Below are 26,643 nucleotides of genomic sequence, written 5' to 3' on the forward strand. Positions count from 1 at the left end.
ATGCCCATCAAAATCGTGACTACTGTTGCTGACCTGCACGCGGAGAGCGCCCGGTTGCTGACGCTGAAAGGCGGCACTTCGCAGGGCCTCGTCCCCACCATGGGAGCGCTCCACGAAGGGCATGCCGCCCTGGCCCGCACCGCCGTCGAACAAAACGACGTTGTGGTGGCCAGCATCTTCGTCAACCCGCTGCAGTTCGGCGACGCGACGGACCTGGACCGCTACCCGCGGACCCTGGACGCTGATGCTGCCCTGCTGGAAGAACAGGGCGTGGACCTGGTCTTTGCCCCGTCCGTGGACGAGGTGTACCCGGGCGGTGAGCCGCTGGTGCGCGTCACCTCCGGGCTCCTCGGTGACAAGTGGGAGGGTGCGTCACGGCCGGGCCACTTCGACGGCGCCCTGACGGTTGTGGCGAAGCTGCTGCACTATGGAATCCCGGGGTCTGGGCTGCCGGCTTCCGGAAGGGCACAGGGTGGGCTGCCTGCCTACCGCGCCTATTTCGGCCAGAAGGACGCCCAGCAGCTGGCGCTGGTCCGGCGGATGGTGGCGGACCTGAATTTCCCGGTTGAAATCGTCGCTGTGCCTACCGTTCGTGCGGAGGACGGGCTGGCGCTGTCCAGCCGCAACCGCTTCCTGGACGAGGACGAAAGGGAGGCCGCGCTGGTGCTGTCCCGCGCGTTGCGTTTGCTGGAGGGGCGGGCACGATCCCGCGAACCCCTGGACCTGGAGTCGGCGCAGGCGATGGTGGAGTCCCAGCCGCTGGTGGCTTTGGATTACTTTGATGTGGTGGATCCGGACACCCTGGAGCCGTTGGCCGAAAACTGCCGCGAGACTCCGTTCCGCGGGGAAGCGCTGGCACTCATTGCTGCCAAGGTGGGACCGGTCCGGTTGATAGACAACATGCCCCTGAGTTCGTAGCCGCCCGGTGAACGGCCCTAAAGCCTGTACCTAGATTCCTGGCCGTTCCCGGTTGAACGTCAACTGTTCGAGAAGCGCCCGCTCCGGTGCCCCTGGATGCCTGGCGACGCAGCGGCGCAGCCTCGCCCTGACCAGCTCCTCGGCCGGTTCCTCCCTGCACAGCACTTCGTCAATGATTTCCTGGGCCTGCCACCGAAGGGACTCGATGGCGAACTGACGAATCTCCGCAGGCGTGTCGGTGGCCATCCACGGGTCAGGGTCCGAGGGGACGCTCTGAAACATCCGCTCCGCTGACATAGGGGCCTCCTTGCACCAAGCCGAAGCGGTCGGTGGATGACCTCTACGGCGTCGTAAGCACTGCGCTAGAAGAAACACTACAGTGGGCAGACCGGTCTGTCTTTACCCGGCGGCGGTAAACTGGAAATGCCATGAACCCAGAAGCGGAATTCCCACAGGCTGCGGTGGGCCTCGAACCTTCAGCCACGCTTTCCGCGGCGGCTCCTTCACCTATGGTCGCCGAAGCACCCGCTCCGGAAAGCACCACCGCGAAGTCCGTCTCCAAAATTATGGCCGTGGCCTACGAACTTTTCTCACGGCGGGGCGTGCGGGACGTCGGCGTCAACGAGCTGATTGAACGGTCCGGGGTAGCCAAGGCCACTTTTTACCGGCACTTCCCGTCCAAAGACTCCCTGGTCCTGGCCTTCCTCGAACAGCGGGACAAACAGTGGACCGTGGACGCCATCGTCTCGGAGGCGCGCCGCCGGGGAGAAACGCCCACAGAACAGCTGCTGGCCATCTTCGACGTCTTCGGGGACTGGTTCCTGCGCGAGGATTTCGAGGCCTGTTCGTTCATCAATGTCCTGCTGGAGATGGGACCGGCCCATCCGCTGGGTCAGGCGAGCATCGATTACCTCGCCAGGATCCGCGGGCATGTGCAGGCACTGGCTGAGGAAGCCGGGCTTCAGCGGCCAGGGGAGTTCGCACGGTCCTGGCACATCCTGATGAAGGGGTCCATCATCTCTGCCACCGAGGGCGACATGCAGGCGGCCAAACGCGCCCAGCAGATGGCCGGCTGGCTGATTGAGCACCACCGAAGCTAGTCAACCGAACGGCTTGCACCCCGAAATACTCAGCTTGCTTATTACTTTCGTCCTTCCTAGGCTGGATCCTGTCAGGCAAACAACTCTCGAAGCGGTCCCGGCGCGCCCGAGGTGTAATGGGAATCCGCCTCAAGCGAGGAGGAAGAATGTCAGAACACAACATCGCAGGCAAGAAGGTCGCATTCCTTTTGACCGACGGCGTGGAGCAGGTTGAGCTCACCAGCCCATGGCAGGCAGTCAAGGACGCCGGTGGCCAGCCCACCCTGGTGGCGCTGAAGAGCGGCAAGCTGCAGGGATTCGAGGGGACCGAAAAGGGCGATACGTTCGACGTCGACCTGACGGTCGCAGAGGCGAACGCCTCGGACTTCGACGCGCTGGTGCTCCCTGGCGGCGTTGTTAACGCAGACCACCTCCGCGTGGACAAGGACGCCCAGAGCTTCACCAGGCGCTTCTTCGAACAGCACAAGCCGGTGGCATCCATCTGCCACGGACCGTGGCTGCTCATTGAGGCCGGCGTGGTGCGCGGACGGAACCTCACGTCCTACCACACCCTTCAGACGGACCTGAAGAATGCCGGCGCCAACTGGACCGACGAGGAAGTGGTGGTGGACCAGGGCCTGGTCACCAGCCGCAACCCGGATGACCTCCCGGCCTTCAACAGCAAGATGGTGGAAGAAATTTCGGAGGGCCAGCACGCCGGCCAAACGGCCTAGGCAGCTTGGCGGGGGCGGCCACGGCCGCCCCTTCAGACCCGCACTGTTCCCTCAGGGTTCAAGAAAAATCCAGCGCGGCGGAATTACTCCAAGCGGTAGAGTGTTGGAGACTGCAGCGGCATTGACCGCGCACCACTCACTTCCACAACTCCCTGAGGGAACACGCATGTCTACCGAAGTCTCTCCGAACGCCAGCGGCCAGTCCGTGCAAGCTCCCGGAACCAAGCCCGCCGCCCCGGAGAAGATGTCCCGCGAATCGGTGACCGTCATCAGCACGCTGCTGGTGGCGACGTTTGTGGTGATCCTCAACGAGACCATCATGAACGTCGCCCTGCAGCGGCTCATGGTAGAGCTCCAGGTGGACGCTCCCACGGTCCAGTGGCTCTCCACCGGATTCATGCTCACCATGGCCGTGGTCATCCCCACCACCGGGTTCATCCTGCAGAGCCTGTCCACCCGCGCCGTGTTTATGCTGGCCATGGGGCTTTTTGCAGGCGGCACTGCACTGGCCGCCGTGGCTCCCGGATTCGAGATCCTGTTGCTCGCCCGCATCGTCCAGGCCGGCGGCACCGCCATCATGCTGCCACTGTTGATGACCACTATCCTGACGCTGGTTCCGCTGGCCAAGCGAGGCGCCGTGATGGGCAACGTCAGCATCGCCATTTCAGTCGCGCCGGCCATGGGCCCCACGGTTTCCGGGCTGATCCTTGAGCACTTCACCTGGCGCTTTATGTTTGTGTTCGTCCTCCCGGTGGCCCTCGCCGCCCTCGCTATCGGCGGGAAGTACCTGACCAACATCGGTGAAGCGGAAAAGACAAAGCTTGATGCACTCTCGGTGGTGCTCACCGTCCCGGCGTTCGGCGGCCTGGTCTACGGACTGAGCCAGATCGGCGGCGGCCACGGCGGCCAGGCCGGCCCAGGTGCCACCGCAATCACCGCGCTGGTCATTGGCGTTGCCGGTATCACTGCCTTCGTCCTTCGCCAGCTGCAGTTGCAGAAGGCCGAAGCTCCGCTGCTGGATCTGCGCGCGTTCAACTTCCGCATGTTCACCGTTTCAGTCCTGCTGATGGTGGTGGCCATGATGGCGCTGTTCGGCGGAGTCATCCTGCTGCCCCTGTACCTGCAGGAGGTCCGCGGCCTGGGCTCCCTGGAGACGGGCCTGGCACTCCTTCCCGGCGGCCTGGCAATGGGCCTGCTGGGACCGGTCATCGGCCGGCTGTTCGACAAGGTGGGCCCGCTGCCTCTTACTGTCACCGGCTCCATCCTGATGGTGGCGGCCCTTTGGCAGTTCTCAATGCTCGACGCCGGCACCTCCATCGCGTGGATCGTCACCCTTCACGTGGGTCTGAGTTTCGGCCTGGCGCTGCTCTTCACCCCGGCGTTCACCACCGGCCTTAACCCGCTTCCGCCGCACCTCTACTCGCACGGTTCCGCAATCATGAGCACCACGCAGCAGGTTGCAGGCGCCGCAGGCACAGCCCTGCTGGTGTCAATCTTTGCTGTTGTTTCCGCGGTGTCGGGCCTCGTCGCCGGGATGAGCGCCGCCTTCCTGACGGCGACCGTCATAGCCCTCGCCGCCGTCGTACTTTCAGCGATGATGCGCAAGACCGAAGGTGCCGGCCCGGGCCATGGCCCGGCGCACTAACCCAACTGAGTAGCGCCAGGTGTGGTTTTGGTCCCTCAAAACGACACCTGGCGCTACCTGCTTGGGTCAGCCGGCGTAAAAGTCTGCGAGCTCCTTGATGAGCCTGTCCGGCGCCTTGATAACGCCGTCGTGCCCGTGGCCCGGCAGGATGGTGTAGCTGGAGCCCGAGAGGACGTCGTGGATCTGGCCGCAGGCCACGCCGAAGTAGGCCGGGCTCTTTTCGCCCACCACGATCAGCGTTTCCAGCGGCAGTTCCAGGAACGGCTCGGCCGGCATGTCCGCGGCGATGATCGCCTTGATCTCCCGGACGCCGGTCCTCATCATTTCCCGCTGCTGCTTGCCCTCTGACGTCGCGGCAGTCAGTTTGTTGGCCAGGGTCAGCATGGAGAGCGGCATGCGGGACGAGAACGCACCGCCGGCTTCAAGGCCACGCTGCAGCACGGCGAGGGCGCGGTCATCATCCCCGGCGGCGACGGCGCGCTCGTACTCGGTGGTCCAGTCGGCCTTGACACTGTGGTTTACGGAGACAGCGGGATCGTAGACAGCGAGCCGTTCCACCGGGAGCGTGCGGGCGGCATGAAGGGCTACGGCGCCGCCAAAGCTGTGCCCGAACACGTCCGTGCTGGAGGTGTGCTTCATGACGGTATCCAGGTCGCGGATATCCACGTCCAGGGTGTAGTCCTCCGGCTGGGGCGATGAGGAACCGCGGCCGCGGCGGTTGAAGGTGTGGACCGGACGGCCCAGCGCTGCGCTGAGCTTCTGCGCGAACTTCGTGTAGTCCGCGGCGGTCACCATGGAGGGCGGGACAATAACAACGCCCGAACCGGCGGAAGCGAACTCCGCACCCGTGGAGAAGAGCTCCAGCGTGCCGCCGTCGGGGGTCCTGATGTTCTCACGCGTCATGTTCCGAGCCTAGCCGAGCATCCTGAACGCGGGCACCATGACGCCGCCCGGGGCCGGAGACTGCAGGGGGCGTCAGCCGAGGCTTTGGATGAGCACGGCGCTTTGTTCGCGAATGGCCGCCAGCTCCCCGCCAAGCCCGCAGAGGATAAGTCCTGCGTCAGCCGCCTGTAGCGGCGAACCGGAGGTCGCCATTCCGTCAGCCCGAAGGTTGATCAGGGATTCGACAAGGCGGAAGGCAAGATCGCCCGGATCGTCTCCTGAAGCGACTGCAAGGTCTTCGGGGGACAGCGCCGCTCCCAGCTCCCGGTACAGGTTGCGCAGCTCCTGCCGGTTTGCGAGGAAACGCCCGAAGCGCGCGCTGCGGGCCTCGGGCAGGTGGTAGAGGACTCCGAGGTTCCAGCGGGCACTGCACAATTGCGTTCCGTCGTAGAGCGCGACGGCGTGGAGGCGGCTTCCGGCCGGCCCTTCAGTTGGCAGCGCCGCCACCGCGCGCGCAAACTTCAACCCGCCCAGCACGGTGCCCTCCAGCAGGTCCTCGAGGATGTCGTCCTTGGTCTTGAAGTGGTGATAGAGCGACGACTGCCTGATCCCCACAGCATCCGCAATGGAGCGGGTGGACGTGTTGGCGAACCCTTGGGTGGTGAAAAGCTCGGCCGCCGCGTCCAGGATTTCGTCACGCGCGGTGGCCCCGGGCCTGGAGGGCTGTTGGCTGCGGGGTCTCCCTGGTCCGGCTGAAGTCACCGCATCATTCTTGCACCCTCCTTCTGGCCGCCAGAGCACCGAACTGGACGGTGAGGGGACGGAAATACAGCGGAAACAAGATGTCTATGTGCCTTTTACAGACGCGAAACTCGTTGGGGACATCGCGCTGGAAAACTATCAATTGACCGGTATTCCGCAGCCATCGGCCGAGTGCTGCACTGCCGGGAAGCTCGATCCAGATGCCATTCCAGCCCCCGGAGAATCCGATGACTTCAACCGTTCTTCCCACCGTCCATGCGGACGATGCGGATCTGACGTCCCTTGGCTACGAGCCCACCCTGCACCGGAAACTCGGCCGCTACGCTTCCTTCGCCGCAGGCTTTTCCTTCGTGTCCATCCTCACCACCATCTTCCAGCTGTTCGCCTTCGGCTACTCATTTGCAGGCCCGGCCTTCTTTTGGACCTGGCCGGTTGTGCTGGTGGGCCAGCTGCTCGTTGCCCTGAACTTCGCGGAACTTGCTGCCCGTTACCCGCTTTCGGGGGCTGTGTACCAGTGGGCCCGCCGCGTTGGCGGCGAGGGCGTGGGCTGGTTCGCCGGATGGTTCATGGCCATCGCCCAGGTGGTTACTGCTGCAGCCGCGGCCATCGCCCTGCAGGTGGTGCTGCCCCAGCTGTGGGGCGGCTTCCAGGTAGTGGGCGGAGATCCTGCCCTCAACACCGTGACCGGAGCGGCCAACGCGGTGATCCTCGGTGCCGTGCTCCTGGTGGCCACCACCATCATCAACTCACTGGGCGTCAAGCTCATGGCCCACGTGAACTCCGTCGGCGTCACGTGCGAGATCGTCGGCGTTGTTGCCGTCATCCTGGCACTCATCAGCGCCGCCCAGCGCGGGCCGGAGGTTGTTGCGGACACCACCGTGCTGCAGGGCTCGGACCTTGGCGCAGTGGGTGCCTTCCTGGTCTCCGGCCTGATGGCGGCCTACGTCATGGTGGGCTTCAACTCGGCCGGTGAGCTTTCCGAAGAGACCAAGGACCCGCGCCGGACAGCTCCGCGGACCATTCTTTCCGCCCTGCTCATCTCCGGCCTCGGCGGCGCACTGATGATCATCACCGCGCTGATGGCTGCACCCAGCCTCGACGACGGCCGGCTCGCCACCGAAGGCCTGCCCTACGTCCTCACCGCAGTCCTGGGCACCTTCTGGGGCAAGGTGCTGCTGGTGGACGTGGCCATCGCCATCTTCGTGTGCACCCTGGCCATCCAGACGGCCGGTTCCCGCCTGGTCTTCTCCATGGCCCGCGACGGCAAACTTCCCGCCTCGGCGCTGCTGTCTTCCGTCCACCCCACCCGCGGGACGCCCATGTGGCCCTCAATCGTGATCGGAGCCCTGGCAGTAGGCGTGCTGGCCATCAACGTCGGCAACGCGGCCCTGTTCACCACCCTGACCAGCGTCTGCATCGTGATGGTCTACCTCGCCTACCTGCTGGTCACCGTCCCGCAGCTCCTGAACCGGCTTCGGGGGGACTGGGACCGCGTGGGCCAGACCCTTCCGGCGGGACTCTTCTCGCTCGGGCGCTGGGGGTTGCCCGTCAACATCCTGGCCGTCCTCTACGGGGCCCTGATGGTGGTCAACCTTGCCTGGCCCCGGCCAGAGGTATACGACCCCTCCGGCGAAAACGGAATCCTCCTCTACTCCGCACCGCTCATGGTGACCGTGGTCCTGCTCCTGGGCCTCTGGGTCCGGCGCCGGAATTTGGCCGCCAACGATTGAGCCCACAAAGCTTCCACAGCAACACCTTTCAATACCAACCGAGCTTCAGAACCAACACAGGATCGCCATGACACAAGTAACCGAAAGTCCAGCAACGGCCGGCACCGCCACCACCGCAGGTGCCCGTGCCCACGCCAGGGAGCAGCACGGCAGGACAGCGGACACCATGCGTTTCGTGCCCGCCGCTTCCGCCCCGGCGCGGCTCACCGCTGGCCTGGCTGAAGAAGCAATCACCAACCTTACCTGGGCCGAATCCCTCGCCTTCGGGCGCTACACCACGCTGAACTTGGCCCGCGGCACCAGGATCAGGCTCACGGACACCGCCGGTGACGCCTGTGTCCACACCCTCCTCTACCGCGCCGGGGCGCTGCATGAGCGGCTCAACATCGCGGACACCGTCAAGGTCCCCTGGCAGGCCTACCCTGCCGCCGGCCATCCGCTCGTTTCCGACGCCGGCCGGCTGATGGCCACGATCGTGGCCGACAGTTCGGCCCGGCACGACGCCCTGACCGGCGCCACCACACTGGAGGGCAACACGGCAAAGTACGGTGCCGGAACCGCCCACAGCGCGTCACCCGCCGCCCGCGAACTGCTCACGCTCGGAGCCCTCAAGAGCGGGCTCGGGCCCCGGGACGTGGCGCCGTCGCTGTCCCTGTTCAAGGGCATCAACGTGGACCCTTCCGGCAGCATCACCTTCACCGGGAGCGCCGGGCCGGGCGCCGCCGTCGAACTTCTCCTCCAAATGGATGCCGTGCTGGTCCTCGCCAACACCGCCCACCCGCTGGACCCCCGCGCCGGCTTCACCGGCACCGCCGTGGAGATAGTGGCCTGGCACACGCCACAGGACCTGGCCGCACTGGAAACCGGTGACCTCACCGGCGCTCTGGCACCCGAACACCTGCAGGCACTGCACAACACCGAACACGACCTCACCGCAAGGACCGCCCGATGAACACCGCCACCTACACCGATTCCGTCGCGGACGCCCGCGACATTGCACTGGCAACCGGCGACGTGGTCCTTGACGAGCTCGTCGAGGCCCGCGGCCCCTGGTCCGCGGTCGTGGCCGCCGGAGACGTTCTGACCATCGTGGACCTCGAAGGCAACCAGGCCGTGGACTGCCTGCTGTACGCCGCGGGCGACACCACCGTCCGCTACTCCGCCGCCGTCACCATCGCACGGCAGCAGTCGATCGTCCTGACCACCGGTTCCGTCCTCCGCGCGGAAACCGGAGTGCCCCTGATGACAGTGGTGGCGGACGAAGTAGGCGTGCACGACACCATCGGCGGCGCCTGCTCGCAGGAATCAAACACCCTCCGCTACGGGCAGCACACCCGCGAACAGCACGCCTGCGTGGAGAACTTCCTGATCGAGGGTTCCCGCTGGGGCCTCGGGAAGCGGGACCTGGTTTCCAACATCAATTGGTTCATGAACGTACCCGTGGACCCGGACGGCGCCCTCGGGATTGTGGACGGCCTGTCCGCCCCCGGAAAGCGCGTCGCACTGCGGGCGGAGGTGGACACCCTGGTGCTGGTGTCCAACTGCCCGCAGATCAACAACCCATGCAACGGCTTCAACCCCACTCCCGTCCGTATGATCGTCACCCGGCCGGAGGCTGCACGATGAGCAACAAAAACCTGAGCACTTTTGACACCCTGCTGATCGCCAACCGCGGCGAGATTGCCTGCCGCATCATTGAATCCGCCAGGAAGCTCGGCCTGCGCACGGTCGCCGTTTACTCGGAAGCGGACCGGGGCGCCAAGCACGTCCGGTTGGCAGATCAAGCAGTACTCCTGGGTCCCGCTCCGGCGAAGGAGTCCTACTTGCGCGTGGAGGCGTTGCTGGAGGCAGCGAAGTCCACAGGCGCCGGGGCCATTCACCCCGGTTATGGCTTCCTGTCCGAGGACGCCGCGTTCGCCGAGGCCGTGGAAGCAGCCGGGCTCGTTTTTGTGGGACCCACCGCCGAGCAGCTGCGCATCTTCGGCACCAAGCACACGGCGCGCGACGCCGCCCGGGCAGCCGGGGTGCCGATGATCGCCGGTTCCGGGCTGCTTGAGGACGTGGAGGCCGCCGTTGTTGCCAGCGCCGTGATTGGTTTCCCGCTGATGCTCAAAGCCACGGGAGGTGGCGGCGGGATCGGCATGACGGTCTGCCGCACCCAGGCCGAGCTCGTGGAAAGCTTCCCCCGCGTCGCCCGCCTGGCCGGTGCCAGCTTCGGCACCGCAGGTGTCTTCGCCGAAAGGTACGTCGAGAACGCCCGCCACGTAGAGGTCCAGATCTTCGGCGACGGCGAAGGCCGGGTGGTCAGCCTCGGCGACCGGGACTGCTCCCTGCAGCGCCGCCACCAGAAGGTGCTTGAGGAGGCACCGGCTCCGGACCTGCCGGACGGGCTCCGCGAGGAACTTCACCGCAGCTCCCGCGCCCTCTGCGCCTCCCTCAACTACCGCTCCGCCGGAACGGTCGAGTTCGTCTACGACTCCGCCCGCCGCGAAGCATCCTTCCTCGAGGTCAATGCCCGGTTGCAGGTTGAGCATCCCGTCACCGAGGCCGTCACCGGAGTGGACCTGGTGGAGTGGATGCTGCGTCTGGCCCAGGGCGGAAGTGAAGCCTCAATGGTCCTTGACGGAGTCCCTGACAGCCTGCCGGTTTCCGGCCACGCCGTGGAGGCACGGGTGTACGCCGAGGATCCTGCCCGTGGTTTCCAGCCCAGCGCCGGCACCGTGACCAACGCGGTCTTCCCGGCAACCGAGGGCGTCCGCGTGGACGCCTGGGCGGAAACCGGAACTGAAGTCTCCACGAACTACGATCCACTCCTGGGTAAGATCATCACGTCCGGGGCGAACCGCATCGAAGCCCTCGACCGGCTGGCGGCCGCGCTCGCCGGCACCCGGATCGACGGGATCGAGACCAACCTCGGAATGCTCCGCGCCGCCACCGCGCTGGATGTTGTCCGCAGCGTCCAGCACTCCACCAGCACGCTGAACAACGTGGGCGACCCCGAGCCGCGCATCACCGTGGAACGTCCCGGCCTGCAGACGAGCGTGCAGGACTGGCCCGGCCGGACCGGCCTGTGGCAGATCGGTGTACCGCCGAGCGGACCCATGGACGATCTGTCCTTCCGGCTCGGCAACACCGCCCTCGGCAACCCGGAAGGTGCTCCGGGCCTGGAATTCACCATGACCGGTCCCAGCCTGACCTTCACCCACCCCACCACCGTCTGCGTCACCGGCGCGGAAGTAACGGCGACTGTTGACGGGACGGAGGTGCCCATCTGGGCGCCCGTCACCGTCCCCGCCGGAGGAACGCTCGACGTCGGCACGGCCGGCAGCAAGGGCCTCCGCGGCTACATCCTCTTCCAGGGCGGCCTGGACATACCGCAGTACCTGGGCAGCGCCTCCACCTTTACCCTCGGCCAGTTCGGCGGCCACGCGGGGCGGGTCCTCCGCGCCGGCGACGTGCTGCGGGCTGTGACGCCTGCTGCCGGTACCACGGAAGCGCCCACCGCAGCAGTGCCGCTGGACAGCCGGCCTGCCCTGACCTCAACGTGGGAGCTGAGCGTTGCGGAAGGGCCGCACGGTGCCCCGGAATTCTTCCAGCGCGAAGACATCGAGGAACTCTACGCGTCCGAGTACGAAGTCCACTTCAACTCCGCCCGCACCGGTGTCCGCCTCATCGGGCCCAAGCCGCGCTGGGCGCGGACCGACGGCGGCGAGGCAGGCCTGCACCCGTCCAACATCCACGACACCGCCTACTCGGTCGGCGCACTGGACTTCACCGGCGACACCCCCATCCTGCTCGGTCCCGACGGGCCCAGCCTGGGCGGCTTCGTCTGCCCCGTCACGGTGGTGACGGCGGACCGCTGGAAGCTCGGCCAGCTCCGGCCGGGGGACAAGGTCCGCTTCGTTCCCATCCGCGTCAGCCAGGCGCCGTCGGCCAAGGATCTTGGACCCGGCCGCCAGCTGGTGTTGCCCGGCGACGCCGGCTGGTCCGTTGACATCTCCACGACCGCGGCAGCGGCGTCCGCAGCGGCTCCCACCGTCAGCGCTGCCCGCGGGGATGGCGACGATGGCGTGCTGGGCCGGGTGCCGGAAGGCCAGGGACGGCCCGCGGTCACCTACCGCCGCTCCGGCGATGACAACCTGCTGGTGGAGTACGGCGAAATGGTGCTGGACCTCGGGCTCCGTGCCAGGGTCCACGCCCTGCACCAGCACATCGAGCAGCTCCGCGTGCCGGGAATCGTGGACCTCACCCCGGGGATCCGCTCCCTGCAGATCAAGGTGGATCCCTCGGTTCTGTCCACGAGGCGCCTGCTGGACATCGTCGGGGAGATCGAGGCGGCGCTCCCGGCGAGTTCCGAACTGGTGGTTCCCAGCCGCACCGTCAGGCTGCCGCTGTCCTGGGACGACCCCGCAACCCGTGAAGCGATCCAACGCTACATGGCAGGCGTCCGCGACGACGCCCCCTGGTGCCCCTGGAACATTGAATTCATCCGCCGGATTAACGGACTGGACTCGGTAAACGAGGTATTCGATACCGTCTTCAACGCTGAGTACCTGGTCCTGGGACTGGGCGACGTTTACCTTGGCGCCCCGGTGGCGACCCCGCTGGACCCACGCCACCGCCTGGTCACCACCAAGTACAACCCGGCCCGCACCTGGACGCCGGAGAACGCGGTGGGCATCGGCGGCGCGTACATGTGCATTTACGGCATGGAAGGGCCCGGCGGCTACCAGTTCGTCGGCCGCACGACGCAGGTCTGGTCGCGCTACGCGGACTCCGCCCCGTTTGAGACGGGTTCGCCGTGGCTGCTGCGCTTCTTCGACCGTATCTCCTGGTACCCCGTCAGCCCGGAGGAACTCCTGGATCTGCGGGCGGACATGGCCGCCGGCCGGGGCCTGGGCGTGGAGATCGAGGACGGCACATTCTCACTCGCAGAGCACGAGGAGTTCCTCGCGGAAAATCGGGAGTCCATCACGGCATTCCGGGACAAGCAAGGAGCGGCGTTCGCGGTGGAACGGCAGGCGTGGGCCGATGCCGGAGAGTTTGACCGCGCGGATGCACTGGCCGCTGTTGTGCCACCGGTTGTAGACGAGGTGACGGTGCCGGACGGCGGATCGCTCGTGGCAGCGCCGTTCGCGGCAAGCGTCTGGAAAGTTGATGTGAAGGCCGGCGACCGGGTGGTGCAGGGCCAGCCGCTGGTGTCCCTGGAAGCCATGAAGATGGAAACAGTGCTGGAAGCGCCCTGCGACGGCGTGGTGCTGCGGGTCCTGCCCGTTGCCGGTTCGCAGGTGGTGGCAGGCGAAGCGGTGGTAGTACTCGGCGGTGCGGATGCGGACCTCGAGCCCGTAGCTCCGGGTGTTGAACTGGAAACACAGGAACTGGAAGAGGCCGCAGTATGAACAACGGAACCCCAGGTCCGGCCACCAAGCGTGCCCGGGCAGCCCTCGCCGCGCTGGAAACCATCGGCCGCCCGGAAATCTGGATCACCCTCCGCGGCGCGGACGAGCTCCTGGCCGAAGCCACTGCCATCGACACCGCTGCGGCGGGCGGCGGAGACCTGCCGCTCGCCGGACTCCTGCTCGCCGTCAAGAACAACGTGGACGTCGCAGGTATCCCCACGACGGCTGCGTGTCCCGGGTTCGCTTACCTCCCTGAGGAGGACGCCGAAGCGGTGGCACGGCTGCGCGCCGCCGGAGCGCTGGTGCTCGGGGCCACCAACCTTGACCAGTTCGCGACGGGCCTTGTGGGCACCCGAAGCCCGCATGGAGCGGTGCGCGATTCCCGCCGTCCGGACTTCATCTCCGGTGGCTCCAGCTCCGGTTCTGCGGTTGCCGTTGCCTTGGGGCTCGTAGACATCGCGATCGGGACGGACACGGCGGGCTCAGGCCGCGTGCCCGCCGGACTGCAGGGGATCGTCGGCATCAAGCCCACCCTGCACGTTGTTTCCACCACGGGGGTCGTGCCGGCCTGCAAGTCCTGGGACGCCGTCACCATCTTCGCCCGCAACTTGGCCACGGCCGAGTTGGCCATGGGCGTGATGGCGGGAGGAGCGCGGGAATGGCCGGCGGACCTCCGCCTGGCGGCACCGGAAAAGCCGCGCGTCGCCTACCCCGCAACCCTTCCGGCGCTGCCCGAAGCCTGGGCTGCCGAATTCCACCGGCATGTCGACCGGCTTCAGGCCATGGGCGTGGAAGCCGAACCCATCGAATTCGAGGTGTTCCTCGACGCCGCCCGGCTGCTGTACGACGGCGCGCTGGTGGCAGAGCGTTACGCCGCCGTCGGCGATTTCATCGAAGCCGCCGCCAGTGATACGGACAACCAGGCCGGTATTGACGCCACGGTGGAGCGCATTATCAGGGCAGCCGGTAAGGTGCCCGCCCACCGCTATGTCGCAGACACGGCAAAGCTGGAAGACCTGCAGCGCAGGGCGATGGCGGGGCTTGAGGGCTTCGACGCCCTGCTGATTCCTACCGCCCCCTTCCATCCCACACTGGCCACGGTGGCGGCGGACCCGGTAGGGGTGAACTCCCTGATGGGCACCTACACAAACTTCTGCAACCTGTTCGACCTCTGCGCCGTTGCTGTCCCGGCTGGTGAGGTGGACGGCGCCCAATTCGGCCTGACAGTGGTGGGCCGGACCTTCGATGACGCTGTTGCCGCGGACATCGCCCGCCTGCTGGAGGCAACCCCGGACTCTCCGGCGCTCTTCGCCGCCGGTGCGGCGCTTTCAGCTGCCCACTCACCCAGCCGGCCGTCGTCGTCCGCCCCCTGGCCTCTGGCAGCAGGCGCAGCCGCTGTACCGCTGGTAGTGGTGGGCGCGCACCGCAAGGGGCAGCCGCTGGCGCCGCAGCTTGAGGAACTTGGCGCCGTCTGGGACGGCCCGGTGCGGACTGCTGCCCGCTACCGGATGGTGTCACTGGACACGGTGCCGCCAAAGCCCGGGGTGTACCGCTCGGACGACGGCGGCGCGGAGCTTGTGGGTGAACGGTGGCTGGTGTCCGAAGCGGGGCTTGGGCGATTCCTGGCTTCCCTCCCCGAACCCATGCTGCTCGGATCAGTGGAGCTGGCGGATGGTTCGAAGGCCGTCGGGTTTGCCTGTGATGCTGTCGCGGCTGCACACGGGGAAGACATCACCCGCTACGGAGACTGGCTGGCAGACCGGACTGAGCCGGCAGGCCCGGACGGGCAGCATGAGGCGCGGAGCATGTGGCAGAACCTGGGCGACGCCGCGCTGGCAGGCTTCAGCAGGGGAGCCTAGCCTTTGAAATATTTGGAGATGTCGGTGACCAGTTCGTTTACGGCCGCCGGAATGGAGCCGTGGAAGCCCTTGGGGGAGAGCTCGTAGGTGCTGCCGGGGACGGACGCATGCAGCCGCTCGGCGGTGGCCTTGTAGTAGCTGGGGCTCTTGCCGCCGGCCATGAAATGGGTGTTCGCGGGCAACACACTGAAATCCCTGGCGTGGTCCGCCTCTTTGTAGGCGGCGCGCAGCTCGCCAACGCCACTGGGCATCACCTCGCGGAACATCCTGTTTACCTTCGTCCGGGACAACAGGGCCATCAGTCCGGCGAGCACGGGCGCGGGGATCTTCGCCATCGTCGACCCGGGGCTCGTGGCCTTCTTCATGTGCGCAAGGGCGTGGCCAACCTTGCCGTTGTCCACTGCGTCTTCGAAACCGGACAACCAGGAGGTGTCGATGCTGCCATCGATATTGACGGCCGCGTCGTACACGGCCAGCTTGTCCGGAACGTAGGAGGTTCCGGTGAACTCCTGCACGGCGTTCAATGCCACCGAGCCGCCCAGGCTGTGGCCCAGGATATTCCGGGCACCGGTGGCGTCCAGGACGGTGCGGACATCGGCAATCTCCGTGGCCATGGAATAGCCGTCCGGTTGCTCCGAGGAGCTTCCGCGCCCACGGCGGTCGTAGACGTCCACGGCCCACCCCTCACCCAGGCCTTTGACTAGCGCGACTGAGAACGGGCGATAGATCAGGGCAGTCAGGAACGCGCCGCCGATCAGGAGCACCCGGCGTTCTCCCGGCGCATCCTCGGTGCCGTAACTGTATAAGGCCAGGCGGCCGTCGTCGTGCGTTGGAAGTACCTGTTCTTTCACCACCCCATCCTAGGCGGGGGCCCGGTTCCGCCTGCGAAGCCGGGCCCGTCCAAGTCCCGGTAAACTTGATGATTGTGACTTCCCAAAACACCCCCTCGTCCAAAAACGCCCCAGAGCCGCTCGATGCCAGCGAGCAGATGCGCATCCGCATGGAGAAGCGCGCCAAGCTGATTGAGCGCGGCGTCGAGGCGTACCCGGTGGGGGTGGAGCGGACGCATTCGCTCGCGGAGGTCCGCGAAAAGTATGCCCACCTCGAGGCGGACGACACCACGGGCGACACCGTCGGCGTCACCGGTCGCGTTGTATTCGTGCGCAACACCGGGAAGCTGTGCTTCGCGACGCTTCAGGAGGGCGGTACCGACGGCAAGGGAACCCGCCTGCAGGCCATGCTCAGCCTCGCCAACGTGGGTGAGGAAGCGCTCGCCGACTGGAAGGCGCTGGTAGACCTCGGCGACCACGTGTTCATCAGGGGTGAGGTCATCTCCTCCCGCCGCGGCGAGCTGTCCGTTATGGCCGAGTCCTGGTCCATGGCCTCCAAGGCGCTCCGCCCGCTGCCGGTACTCCATGCCGAGCTGAACGAGGAGACCCGCGTTCGCCAGCGTTATGTGGACTTGATGGTCCGTGACGAAGCCCGCGAGATGGTCTACACCCGTGCCGCCATCACGCGTTCCATCCGCGAGTCGCTCTTCCGCCACAACTACGTGGAAGTCGAAACCCCTATCCTGCAGCTGGTCCACGGCGGTGCCCTGGCACGTCCGTTCGAGACCCACATGAACGCTTTCGACCAGAAGATGACCCTGCGCATCGCCACCGAGCTCTACCTCAAGCGTGCGGTGGTGGGCGGCATCGACCGCGTCTACGACATGGGGCGCGTGTTCCGGAACGAGGGCGTAGACTCCACGCACAGTCCCGAGTTCACCACCCTTGAGTGCTATGAGGCGTGGGCAGACCAGTTCGTGATGGCGCAGCGGATCAAGGAGATCATCCTCGACGCCGCGGACGCCGTGGGCGCCGGCCGCGTCCTGCAGACCGAGGCGGGGGAGATTAATCTCGACGGCGAATGGGCTTGGGTTTCCGTCTACCCCGGACTGTCCGACGCCGTTGGACAGACAGTCACACCGGAAACTTCGCTGGAGGTGCTTCGCGAAATTGCCGAAAAGCACGAAGTCAAGGTCGACCCCAAGTGGGACGCCGAGAAGCTGGCGGTGGAACTCTTCGGCGAAATAGTGGAGCCAACCCTGCTGAACCCCACCTTTGTCTACGACTACCCGCCCTCCGCCCAGCCGCTGGCCCGACCACACCGGGAGGACGGCCGGCTGATCGAGGCCTGGGACCTCATCATCGGCGGCATGGAGCGTGGCACCGCGTTCTCCGAACTGATCGACCCCGTTATCCAGCGCGAACGGCTCACCGAGCAGTCCCGCCATGCAGCCGCCGGTGATGATGAGGCGATGCAGCTGGACGAGGACTTCCTGCGCGCGCTCGAATACGGTGCCCCGCCGATGGGCGGCATCGGGCTCGGGATCGACCGGCTGGTGATGCTGTTCACCGGTGCCGGGATCCGCGAAACCATCCTCTTCCCGCTGCTCAAGCCCGAAGGGCACTAATAATGGAATATGTAGCTGTACTGCTGCCCTCCCTGGTGGTGGGCCTGCTCTTCTGGTTCGCCATGAAATCGATCTTTAACGCGGACAAATCCGAACGCCGGGCGGAGGCGCAGGCCCAGGCTGAAGCCGATGCGCGTACCGCCGGGCGTGCGGACCGCCCGGGTCCGGAATCGAATAGATAAACCCTCGATTTTCCGCTTTTATCCCCAGGAACCAATTAGCGCTTTGACGCGTTGCCATAAAGAGAGTCATACTTTTAGGGAAACATCCAGCTTTTCTGAAAACCGAACCCTTTCCAAGAGGAAGACTTTAAATGGCACAGAAAGTAAACATCATCCTCGTTGATGATTTGGATGGGGGATCCGCAGACGAGAATGTTAAGTTTGGCCTTGACGGGGTCAACTATGAGATTGATCTATCGGCAGCCAATGCCGCTGAACTTCGTTCCTCGCTGGAACGGTTCATCGGTGCTGCGCGCAAGGCTTCCGGCAGCAGTGGCCGGGCTGCCCGGACCAAAGCGCCGGGCGGAGGCCGCAGCCATGATTCGGCGCAGATTCGCCAATGGGCGCGGGAAAATGGTTACACCGTTAACAGTCGCGGCCGAATTCAGGCCGAAATCCAGGAAGCCTACCAAAAGGCCAATTCCTAGTTTCAGCCGCACTCGGCCTAAAGCCCTGCTTCCCACTTTGGAAGCAGGGCTTTTTGGTTCCCTAAGCTGAAATGCACGGCAGGGCCGCAATTGATCCGCTGCGCTGCGATGGCTGCAGGGGTGGATTTACGGCGAAGGCGGGGCAGGAGGGCCGCGGCCGCAGGCTGTTCGCAAACGTGGAACACAATCGCGGCATGTCACCGGATCTGGTCGGGATCAATCCGGAGCCGAGTGCGGCGGGACCAAGGACCACGGGCATGGCGGCCGTTCCTGCTGCCGCGACGTGCTGCCCACCACCCTGCGCTGCCCTTTGAAGAGTGTCCCGACGGCGCGGACAAGAGCTTGGGCTTGCACTCTTTACCCGCCAACACAAGGAGCTGGATGTGCTGCCGGAGGGTGACTGATGGACGCAATTGCACCATCACGGTTTCCCCCGTGGCGAACACGCTCCACAAGTATGGGCAGGCCACGTAGCATCAAAGTACGTCGTAGCTAGGAGTGTGGCGAAATGTTTGAGCGATTTACGGACCGTGCCCGTCGCGTAGTTGTGCTTGCCCAAGAAGAGGCACGCATGCTGAACCACAATTACATTGGTACCGAACACATCCTCTTGGGTCTTATCCATGAGGGTGAGGGCGTTGCCGCCAAAGCTCTTGAGTCCTTGAGCATTTCGCTCGACGGCGTTCGCGAGCAGGTGCAGGAGATCATCGGGCAGGGCCAGCAGGCGCCGTCCGGCCACATCCCCTTCACCCCACGTGCCAAGAAGGTGCTGGAACTCTCGCTGCGCGAAGCCCTCCAGCTGGGCCACAACTACATCGGCACGGAGCACATCCTGCTGGGACTCATCCGCGAGGGTGAGGGTGTTGCTGCCCAAGTGCTGGTCAAGCTCGGCGCCGACCTTAACCGGGTCCGCCAGCAGGTCATCCAGCTCCTATCGGGCTACCAGGGCAAGGAAACCACCGGTGCCGGCGTCGGCTCCGGCCAGCCTGAGGGCACGCCTGCAGGATCCGTCGTCCTGGACCAGTTCGGCCGCAACCTGACCCAGGCTGCCCGCGAGAACAAGCTGGACCCGGTCATCGGACGCGAGCAGGAGATGGAACGCGTCATGCAGGTCCTCTCCCGCCGCACCAAGAACAACCCGGTGCTGATTGGTGAGCCCGGCGTCGGCAAGACGGCCGTCGTCGAAGGCCTCGCCCAGGCGATTGTCCGCGGTGACGTCCCGGAAACCATCAAGGACAAGCAGCTGTACACCCTGGACCTTGGTTCCCTGGTGGCAGGGTCCCGGTACCGCGGTGACTTCGAAGAGCGCCTCAAGAAGGTCCTAAAGGAAATCCGCACCCGCGGCGACATCATCCTCTTCATCGACGAGATCCACACCCTTGTGGGTGCCGGTGCCGCCGAAGGTGCCATCGATGCTGCGTCCATCCTGAAGCCCATGCTGGCCCGCGGTGAACTGCAGACCATCGGCGCCACCACGCTTGATGAGTACCGCAAGCACATCGAGAAGGACGCCGCGCTGGAGCGCCGCTTCCAGCCGATCCAGGTCAAGGAGCCCTCGGTTGCGCACGCGATCGAGATCCTCAAGGGCCTGCGTGACCGCTACGAGGCGCACCACCGCGTCACCATCACCGACGGCGCCCTCGCCTCGGCTGCCAGCCTCGCCGAGCGTTACATCTCTGACCGCTTCCTGCCGGACAAGGCGATCGACCTGATCGACGAAGCCGGCGCACGGCTCCGCATCCGCCGCATGACCGCTCCGCCGGAGCTCAAGGCCATGGACGAGCGCATCGCCAAGCTGAAGATGGAAAAGGAGTCCGCGATTGACGCGCAGGACTTCGAAGGTGCAGCCGCGCTCCGTGACAAAGAGCAGAAGATGATCACCGAGCGCTCCGAGAAGGAACGCCACTGGAAGTCCGGCGGCATGGACGACATCTCCGAGGTGGATGAGGATCTCATCGCCGAGGTGCTGGCCAACTCCACGGGCATCCCCGTGTTCAAGCTGACCGAGGAAGAGTCCTCGCGCCTGCTGAAGATGGAAGACGAACTGCACAAGCGTGTGGTAGGCCAGAACGAGGCCATCAAGGCCCTGTCCCAGGCGATCCGCCGCACCCGTGCAGGACTTAAGGACCCCAAGCGTCCGGGTGGCTCGTTCATCTTCGCCGGCCCCACCGGCGTCGGCAAGACCGAGCTCGCCAAGGCACTCGCGGAGTTCCTGTTCGGTGAAGAGGACGCCCTCATCACCCTGGACATGTCCGAATACTCCGAGAAGCACACCGTCTCGCGGCTCTTCGGTGCCCCTCCGGGCTACGTCGGCTACGAGGAAGGCGGCCAGCTGACCGAGAAGGTCCGGCGTCGTCCGTTCTCCGTTGTGCTGTTCGACGAAGTGGAGAAGGCCCACGCGGACCTCTTCAACTCGCTGCTGCAGATCCTGGAAGACGGCCGTCTGACCGACTCCCAGGGCCGTGTGGTGGACTTCAAGAACACCGTGATCATCATGACCACCAACCTTGGCACCCGGGACATCTCAAAGAGTGTTGCCACCGGCTTCCAGTCCGGCACCGACACGCAGACCGGCTACAACCGCATGCGTGCCCGTGTGACCGAGGAGCTCAAGCAGCACTTCCGCCCCGAGTTCCTGAACCGTGTGGATGACGTTGTGGTGTTCCCGCAGCTCACCCAGGACGAGATCATCGAGATCGTGGACATGTTCGTTGCACGCCTGGAAAAGCGCCTCAAGGACAAGGACATGGGCATCGAGCTCACGCCCAAGGCCAAGGTGCTGCTGGCAACCCGCGGCTACGATCCCGCCATGGGGGCCCGGCCGCTGCGCCGCACCATCCAGCGCGAGATCGAGGACCAGCTCTCCGAGAAGATCCTGTTCGGCGAAATCCATGCCGGCGATATCGTCGTGGTGGACGTGGAAGGCGACGGCGACGACGCCAAGTTCACGTTCGCCGGCAACGCCAAGCCGCGCATCCCGGAAATCGCTCCGAGCGTCTAGATCTATAGACACACCGCACCAAAACGAAGGCCCCGCCACTCTGCAAGGAGCGGCGGGGCTTTCGCTTTGCCTAAGCCCGTGTCGAAGCGACGAAGGAGCAGCAAGCGGCAAATGACCCCGGTGCCGGAGCGGCCCCAGCCACGGAGACACACCCAAGGACGCGTGGCGGCTGTGATCTGAGGCACAACTCGGGTTGAATCGGGGCATGGCTAATCTGAATCCGGCGATCCCGGACGAGCAACCTTTGACCCCTTTTCACGACGTTGACCATTACCTGTCCATCCCGCGGGTGAGTGGCCTGGCGATGAGCCCTGACGGCCGGCGGCTGGTTACTACCGTGGCCACCCTGAACGCCAAGGGGACTGAATTCGGCACAGCGCTGTGGGAGCTTGATCCTGCAGGGCAGAAGCACGCACGCCGCATCACCCGCAGCGCCAAGGGGGAGGCCGGAGCGGCATTCGCGGCCAACGGAGACGTCTACTTCACCTCAGCCCGGCCCGATCCTGACAGCCCCGAAGGCGAGCCCGTCAACGCCCTCTGGCTCCTGCCCGCCGACGGCGGCGAGGCACGTGTGGTGCTGAACCGCCCCGGCGGCGTCGGCGCCGTGATGACAGCCAAAGCGGCGGACGCCGCCTTCGTGGTCGCGGAGGTTTTGGCGGGCTCAACGGATGAAGACGACGACGCCGAACGGCGGAAGTCGCGCCAGGACAACAAGGTCTCTGCCATCCTGCACAGCGAATATCCGGTGCGTTACTGGGACGCGGACCTTGGGCCCGGCCAGCCGCGGATCTTCGCTGTCGAGCCCGGGAAAGGGCAGTATCCCGGTAAGCCCGCCACTGTGGACGCCACGGCTCCGCTGGCTCTCCGGAACCTCACGTCCGATGCTGGTGCGCGGCTGCGCGAGGCGGAAACTGCGGTCAGCCCCGATGGCCGCACCATTTACGCGAGCTACACCAAGCCGCTGGCCAAAGCGGACAGCCGCTCCGTCCTGGTGGCCATTGACGTGGCCTCCGGCAACACCAGGGTGCTCCTGGACCACGAGGGCATGAGCTACTTTCCCGGTCCGGTCAGCCCGGACGGCAACACCCTGGTGGTGCTAAGCGAGAGCGACACCACCCCGCGCCAGGCGCCCCAGGTCAAGCTGCACCTCCTGGATGTCTCCGAAGCGTCCACATCCGGCACCGGGCAGCTGACGCCCCTTGCGCACGACTGGGACCGCTGGGCCAAACCGGCAGCCTGGCTGCCCGACGGATCCGCCCTCCTGGTCACCGCGGATGACGACGGCGCGTCGCCGGTCTTCCGGATCAGCGTTCCGGCGTCTGCCGCTGAAGTGAGCGTCACCCGGGTGACGCAGGACGCGGCGGCCTACACCGACGTCGTGGTTTCGGCTGAGGGGCGCAGTGCTTATGCCCTCCGCAGTTCCTACGAATTCCCGCCGGAGGTTGTACGCATCGATCTACAAACCGGCGGGACCACCCGGTTGCCGGCGCCGGCGGAACGGCCCACCCGTCCGGGCCGGCTGGAACGGATTGCGGCAACGGCGGCGGACGGCTCGCGCGTCCCGGCGTATCTCGCGCTGCCCGAGGGTGCGTCCGCCGCGTCCCCGGCGCCGATGCTCCTTTGGATCCACGGTGGACCGCTGGGATCCTGGAACGCGTGGACCTGGCGCTGGAACCCTTGGCTGCTGGCCGCAAAGGGGTACGCGGTGCTGTTGCCCGATCCTGCCCTCTCCACCGGCTACGGCCAGAACTACATCCAGCGGGGCTGGGGCGAATGGGGCAAAGGCCCGTTCACCGACCTTATGGCCGTGACTGATGCCGCCGTCGACCGCCCTGATATTGACGCGGACCGCACCGCAGCCATGGGAGGCTCGTTCGGTGGCTACATGGCTAACTGGGTTGCCGGACAAACGGACCGGTTCAAGGCCATTGTGACCCACGCGAGCCTCTGGGCGCTTGACCAGTTCGGCCCCACCACGGACGCCTCACAGTACTGGCTGAAGGAAATGACTGAGGAGATGGCGCTGGAGAACTCGCCGCATCTTCACGTCGAAAAGATCAGCACGCCCATGCTGGTGATCCACGGGGACAAGGATTACCGGGTCCCCATCGGGGAAGGCCTGCGTCTTTGGTACGAGCTGCTGTCCAAATCGCAGCTTGCAGCGGACCAGGACGGCCGCACGCCCCACCGCTTCCTGTACTTCCCGGACGAAAACCACTGGGTCCTTCAGCCGCAGCACGCAAAGGTCTGGTACGGCGTGGTGGAGAGCTTCCTGGCCCGGAACGTCCTGGACCAGGACATCGACCTGCCCAAGGAGCTCGGCCTCTGACCCGCGCCAACAGGAAGCTGAGCCGCAAGCGTACGCCTCGTAGGATTGCTCTGTGACTGACTCCTTCCATATCCGCCCTGCGCGCACCGGCGATGTTTCCGCCATTAAGAGATTGGTGGCGCCGCTGGCAGACCAACGAATTCTCATGGCCAAGGAGACGGTGGCCTACTACGAGAGCCTCCAGGAGTTCCGAATCGCCCAGTCCACCGACGGGGAGGTTATCGGCTGCGGCGCACTCCATGTCATGTGGGAGGACCTTGCTGAGGTGCGCACCCTGGCAGCTTCGGAGGACTGGCGGGGAAGAGGCGTGGGGCACGTGCTGGTGGAGAGTCTGCTTGAGGAGGCGCGCGCTCTCGGCGTTTCCCGGGTGTTCTGCCTCACCTTCGAAGTGGACTTCTTCAAACGCCACGGCTTCGAGGTGATGGCAGACCAGTCGGCAGTGGATCCAGTGGTGTATTCGGAGTTGCTCCGGTCCCATGACGAAGGCGTGGCTGAATTCCTGGACCTGGCAAGGGTCAAGCCGAACACTCTCGGGAACACCCGCATGATCAAGTTCCTTTGACCTGTTCCGCGCTGCCAAGTCCTTATTGCAGCCCTGCCGGGAATAGCCGCGATAGCGCCACCAGCGCTTCCTTTTACTCGAATTGATGGATAAACTGTCCACGGCCGGGATGGGGGCCCAAGGAAAGGGACAGTCATTGGGGGCTGTCCCTTTTCCATGTCTCTGGCGGAAGCGGAACCCTACCGCCTCCCCAGGGGCCGGTAGTAGGGTCGGGAATGTCATCCTCCAGGAAGCAACCCAGGAGTACCGCCATGAAAAAGCTCATCAACGATCCCAAATCGGTAGTTGACGAATCCGTGCAGGGCTTTGGCCAGGCACATTCAGACCTCGTCACTGTTAGCGCCGATCCCACCTTCATTACGCGCAAGGACGCGCCAGTGAGTGGGAAAGTAGGCCTTGTCTCGGGTGGCGGCAGCGGCCATGAGCCGCTCCACGCCGGGTTTGTGGGTCGTGGCATGCTCGACGCTGCCGTGCCCGGCGCTGTGTTCACATCGCCCACGCCGGACCAGATCCTCCCGGCGACGCTCGCCGTTAACTCGGGTGCCGGCGTCGTGCATATCGTCAAGAACTACACCGGCGACGTGCTGAATTTCGAGACAGCAGCCGAGCTCGCCGAAGCGGAAGGCATCAACGTCCGCACCGTCCTGGTCAACGATGACGTTGCCGTAGAAGACTCGCTGTACACGGCAGGCCGGCGGGGAGTGGGCGGGACGGTGCTTGTGGAAAAGATTGCCGGAGCCGCAGCTGAGCGCGGTGACGGTCTCGACGCCGTGGCCGCCATCGGCGAACGCGTCAACAGCAATGTCCGCACCATGGGGGTGGCGCTGACGGCGTGCACCGTACCGCATGCGGGGTCGCCCAGCTTCGACCTGGCCGAGGATGAGATTGAGATCGGCATTGGGATCCATGGCGAGCCGGGCAGGCACCGGATCGCGATGGAAAACGCAGACGGCATCACGGACCGCCTGCTGGAACCTGTGCTGACGGACCTGGGAATCGCTTCGGGGGACCGGGTGCTGCTGTTCGTGAACGGAATGGGCGGCACCCCGCTGAGCGAGCTGTACATCGTGTACCGCCGGGCCGCGCAGGTGCTCGCGGACAGGGGAGCCGCCGTCGAACGCTCCCTGGTGGGGAACTACATCACCGCGCTGGAGATGCAGGGCTGCTCCATCTCCGTGCTGCGGCTGGATGACGAACTCACCGAACTGTGGGACGCGCCCGTGCACACGGCAGCATTGCGCTGGGGCGTGTAGCTGTGGTTTTGGACGTTAACTGGACGGTCAAGTGGCTGACCCTGTGCGCGCAGGCAATGGCGGAGCACAGGGTGGAGCTGATCGAGCTGGACCGGGCTATCGGGGATTCCGATCACGGTGAAAACATGGACCGCGGCTTCCAGGCTGTCCTGGACAAGCTCTCCGACTCCCCGCCGGAAACGCCCGGCGCGGCGCTGAAGCTGACTGCCATGACCCTGATGTCCAAAGTGGGCGGCGCGGCTGGCCCGCTGTACGGCACGGCGTTCCTGCGCGCGGCCACTTCCCTCGGCGACTCTCCGGAGATAGCCCCTGCTGCCTGGGCCGGTGCCCTGACTGCTGCCCGGGACGGGATAGTGGCACGGGGAAAAGCGGAGCCAGGGGACAAAACCATGGTGGATGCCTGGACGCCGGCGGCGGAGGCAGCAAGCAAGGCCGCCGCAGACGGCAGTCCGGATGCCTTGACAGTCCTGGTGGCCGCGGCAGAGGCCGCCGAAGCCGGAGCCGTGGCTACTGATCCACTGGTGGCCCGGAAGGGACGCGCAAGCTATCTCGGGGAGCGAAGCGCCGGGCACCGCGACCCCGGCGCTGCTTCCAGCGCCCTGATCCTCCGAGCCGCTGTGAAGGCGGCTGCGTGACCGTCAGCATTGTGGTGGTTTCCCATAGCGAAAAGATCGCCGACGGCGCCGTGGAGCTTGCCGCGCAGATGGCGCCCGACGTCGTGCTGCTGGCAGCGGGCGGAACCATGGACGGCAGGATCGGCACAAGTTTGGAAAAGGTCCTGGCGGCGCTGGACAAGGTGGCCAGCGGTGATGGCGCTGTCATCCTGACCGATCTGGGCTCGGCCGTGATGACTGCGGAGTCCGCGTTGGAATTCGCAGAAAGCGCGTCGGAGATGGTGCTGGCTGATGCGCCCCTGGTGGAGGGACTGGTGGCAGCTGCAGTCGCTGCACAGGGTGGCGGGGACGTCCAGGCGGTCAAACGGGCGGCGGAAGCCGTGTCCGGCCCGGCCAGGCAGGGCGGAACCCCGGCGTTGCAGGCTATCGGGGAAGGCTCCGTCACCGGTTCCGGCCCGGATTACACAGGGGACTTTGAGCTCGTGAACCAGGCCGGCATGCACGCGCGCCCCGCCGCGAAGATCGCCGGCGGGCTGTCGTCGCTGGACGCCGAGGTGCAGGTCAATGGGGTGGACGGTGCATCCATGACGGCCCTGATGACGCTGGCGGCCGGCAAGGGATCAGTGCTGCACGTTGAAGCGTGGGGAGCGGACGCGGAACGGGCAGTGAACTACGTCGGGGGGCTGGTGCAGGCCGGCTTCGGCGAACCCTAGGAAGCCCTCCGCACACCGAATATTGGCTGAGCGGTGTGTTCCCGGCACTGCAGCGG

Annotated in this window: 22 protein-coding genes; 18 read left to right on the forward strand and 4 right to left on the reverse strand. The window is 65.8% G+C overall.

Annotated elements, in window-relative coordinates:
* Positions 1-918: a pantoate--beta-alanine ligase gene (panC, locus tag M1E07_RS02685; RefSeq protein ID WP_461188762.1), complete on the forward strand. Its 918-nt coding sequence runs from the start codon at positions 1-3 to the stop codon at positions 916-918.
* A gap of 30 nt (positions 919-948) precedes the next feature.
* Here panC and M1E07_RS02690 read toward each other — a convergent pair whose 3' ends face one another.
* Positions 949-1,215: a hypothetical protein gene (locus tag M1E07_RS02690; protein ID WP_461188763.1), complete on the reverse strand. Its 267-nt coding sequence runs from the start codon at positions 1,213-1,215 to the stop codon at positions 949-951.
* A gap of 212 nt (positions 1,216-1,427) precedes the next feature.
* Here M1E07_RS02690 and M1E07_RS02695 point away from each other — a divergent pair, with 212 nt between their 5' ends.
* From M1E07_RS02695 to M1E07_RS02705, 3 genes are all read left to right on the forward strand, one after another.
* A complete protein-coding gene (locus M1E07_RS02695) occupies positions 1,428-2,018 on the forward strand; it encodes a TetR/AcrR family transcriptional regulator (protein WP_461190468.1) in 591 nt (196 codons plus the stop codon).
* Between the two features lie 146 nt (positions 2,019-2,164).
* The gene (locus M1E07_RS02700) at positions 2,165-2,731 is read left to right on the forward strand and encodes a type 1 glutamine amidotransferase domain-containing protein (protein ID WP_461188764.1); all 567 of its coding nucleotides are present in this window, start codon (positions 2,165-2,167) and stop codon (positions 2,729-2,731) included.
* A 166-nt stretch (positions 2,732-2,897) separates the two neighbouring features.
* Positions 2,898-4,376, forward strand: a complete 1,479-nt coding sequence (locus M1E07_RS02705) for a DHA2 family efflux MFS transporter permease subunit (RefSeq protein ID WP_461188765.1) — start codon at positions 2,898-2,900, stop codon at positions 4,374-4,376.
* A gap of 66 nt (positions 4,377-4,442) precedes the next feature.
* Here the strand turns inward: M1E07_RS02705 and M1E07_RS02710 are convergent, their stop codons facing one another.
* Positions 4,443-5,279, reverse strand: a complete 837-nt coding sequence (locus M1E07_RS02710) for an alpha/beta fold hydrolase (protein WP_461188766.1) — start codon at positions 5,277-5,279, stop codon at positions 4,443-4,445.
* A gap of 72 nt (positions 5,280-5,351) precedes the next feature.
* Positions 5,352-6,020 carry a TetR/AcrR family transcriptional regulator gene (locus M1E07_RS02715; protein ID WP_461188767.1) on the reverse strand — a complete coding sequence of 223 codons (669 nt, stop codon included), beginning with the start codon at positions 6,018-6,020 and terminating at the stop codon, positions 5,352-5,354.
* A gap of 227 nt (positions 6,021-6,247) precedes the next feature.
* Here M1E07_RS02715 and M1E07_RS02720 point away from each other — a divergent pair, with 227 nt between their 5' ends.
* The 5 genes from M1E07_RS02720 (at position 6,248) to atzF (ending at position 15,008) form a co-directional block, all read left to right on the forward strand.
* Positions 6,248-7,750, forward strand: coding sequence for an amino acid permease (locus M1E07_RS02720; protein WP_461188768.1), 1,503 nt, complete (start codon positions 6,248-6,250; stop codon positions 7,748-7,750).
* A gap of 67 nt (positions 7,751-7,817) precedes the next feature.
* Positions 7,818-8,702: an urea amidolyase associated protein UAAP1 gene (locus tag M1E07_RS02725; protein ID WP_461188769.1), complete on the forward strand. Its 885-nt coding sequence runs from the start codon at positions 7,818-7,820 to the stop codon at positions 8,700-8,702.
* Positions 8,699-9,376, forward strand: coding sequence for an urea amidolyase associated protein UAAP2 (locus M1E07_RS02730; protein ID WP_461188770.1), 678 nt, complete (start codon positions 8,699-8,701; stop codon positions 9,374-9,376). The genes M1E07_RS02725 and M1E07_RS02730 overlap by 4 nt, the downstream gene beginning before the upstream one ends.
* Positions 9,373-13,149 (forward strand): urea carboxylase, encoded by a 3,777-nt coding sequence (gene uca / locus M1E07_RS02735; protein ID WP_461188771.1) that lies wholly within the window; start codon positions 9,373-9,375, stop codon positions 13,147-13,149. The genes M1E07_RS02730 and uca overlap by 4 nt, the downstream gene beginning before the upstream one ends.
* Entirely contained in the window at positions 13,146-15,008 is a 1,863-nt protein-coding gene (gene atzF, locus M1E07_RS02740; protein ID WP_461188772.1) for an allophanate hydrolase, read from the forward strand. Before uca ends, atzF begins: the two co-directional genes overlap by 4 nt.
* Here the strand turns inward: atzF and M1E07_RS02745 are convergent.
* Entirely contained in the window at positions 15,005-15,859 is an 855-nt protein-coding gene (locus M1E07_RS02745; RefSeq protein WP_461188773.1) for an alpha/beta fold hydrolase, read from the reverse strand. The genes atzF and M1E07_RS02745 overlap by 4 nt on opposite strands.
* 68 nt (positions 15,860-15,927) lie before the next feature.
* On the opposite strand from M1E07_RS02745, the gene lysS reads away from it, so the two are divergent.
* The 9 genes from lysS (at position 15,928) to dhaM (ending at position 26,587) form a co-directional block, all read left to right on the forward strand.
* Positions 15,928-17,466, forward strand: coding sequence for a lysine--tRNA ligase (gene lysS / locus M1E07_RS02750; protein WP_461188774.1), 1,539 nt, complete (start codon positions 15,928-15,930; stop codon positions 17,464-17,466).
* A 2-nt stretch (positions 17,467-17,468) separates the two neighbouring features.
* Complete coding sequence (locus M1E07_RS02755; protein ID WP_461188775.1) at positions 17,469-17,648, forward strand: hypothetical protein; 180 nt, start codon at positions 17,469-17,471, stop codon at positions 17,646-17,648.
* Between the two features lie 131 nt (positions 17,649-17,779).
* Complete coding sequence (locus tag M1E07_RS02760; protein WP_461188776.1) at positions 17,780-18,115, forward strand: histone-like nucleoid-structuring protein Lsr2; 336 nt, start codon at positions 17,780-17,782, stop codon at positions 18,113-18,115.
* A 508-nt stretch (positions 18,116-18,623) separates the two neighbouring features.
* Positions 18,624-21,116: an ATP-dependent Clp protease ATP-binding subunit gene (locus M1E07_RS02765; RefSeq protein WP_461188777.1), complete on the forward strand. Its 2,493-nt coding sequence runs from the start codon at positions 18,624-18,626 to the stop codon at positions 21,114-21,116.
* Between the two features lie 205 nt (positions 21,117-21,321).
* A complete protein-coding gene (locus tag M1E07_RS02770) occupies positions 21,322-23,445 on the forward strand; it encodes a S9 family peptidase (protein ID WP_461188778.1) in 2,124 nt (707 codons plus the stop codon).
* 52 nt (positions 23,446-23,497) lie between these two features.
* The gene (locus tag M1E07_RS02775) at positions 23,498-24,007 is read left to right on the forward strand and encodes an amino-acid N-acetyltransferase (RefSeq protein ID WP_461188779.1); all 510 of its coding nucleotides are present in this window, start codon (positions 23,498-23,500) and stop codon (positions 24,005-24,007) included.
* Between the two features lie 251 nt (positions 24,008-24,258).
* Positions 24,259-25,260 (forward strand): dihydroxyacetone kinase subunit DhaK, encoded by a 1,002-nt coding sequence (gene dhaK / locus M1E07_RS02780; RefSeq protein ID WP_461188780.1) that lies wholly within the window; start codon positions 24,259-24,261, stop codon positions 25,258-25,260.
* A gap of 2 nt (positions 25,261-25,262) precedes the next feature.
* Positions 25,263-25,895, forward strand: a complete 633-nt coding sequence (gene dhaL, locus M1E07_RS02785) for a dihydroxyacetone kinase subunit DhaL (RefSeq protein WP_461188781.1) — start codon at positions 25,263-25,265, stop codon at positions 25,893-25,895.
* Positions 25,892-26,587, forward strand: a complete 696-nt coding sequence (gene dhaM, locus M1E07_RS02790) for a dihydroxyacetone kinase phosphoryl donor subunit DhaM (RefSeq protein WP_461188782.1) — start codon at positions 25,892-25,894, stop codon at positions 26,585-26,587. Before dhaL ends, dhaM begins: the two co-directional genes overlap by 4 nt.
* Positions 26,588-26,643 lie beyond the last annotated feature (56 nt).

It is taken from the genome of Arthrobacter sp. Z4-13 (assembly GCF_054792705.1).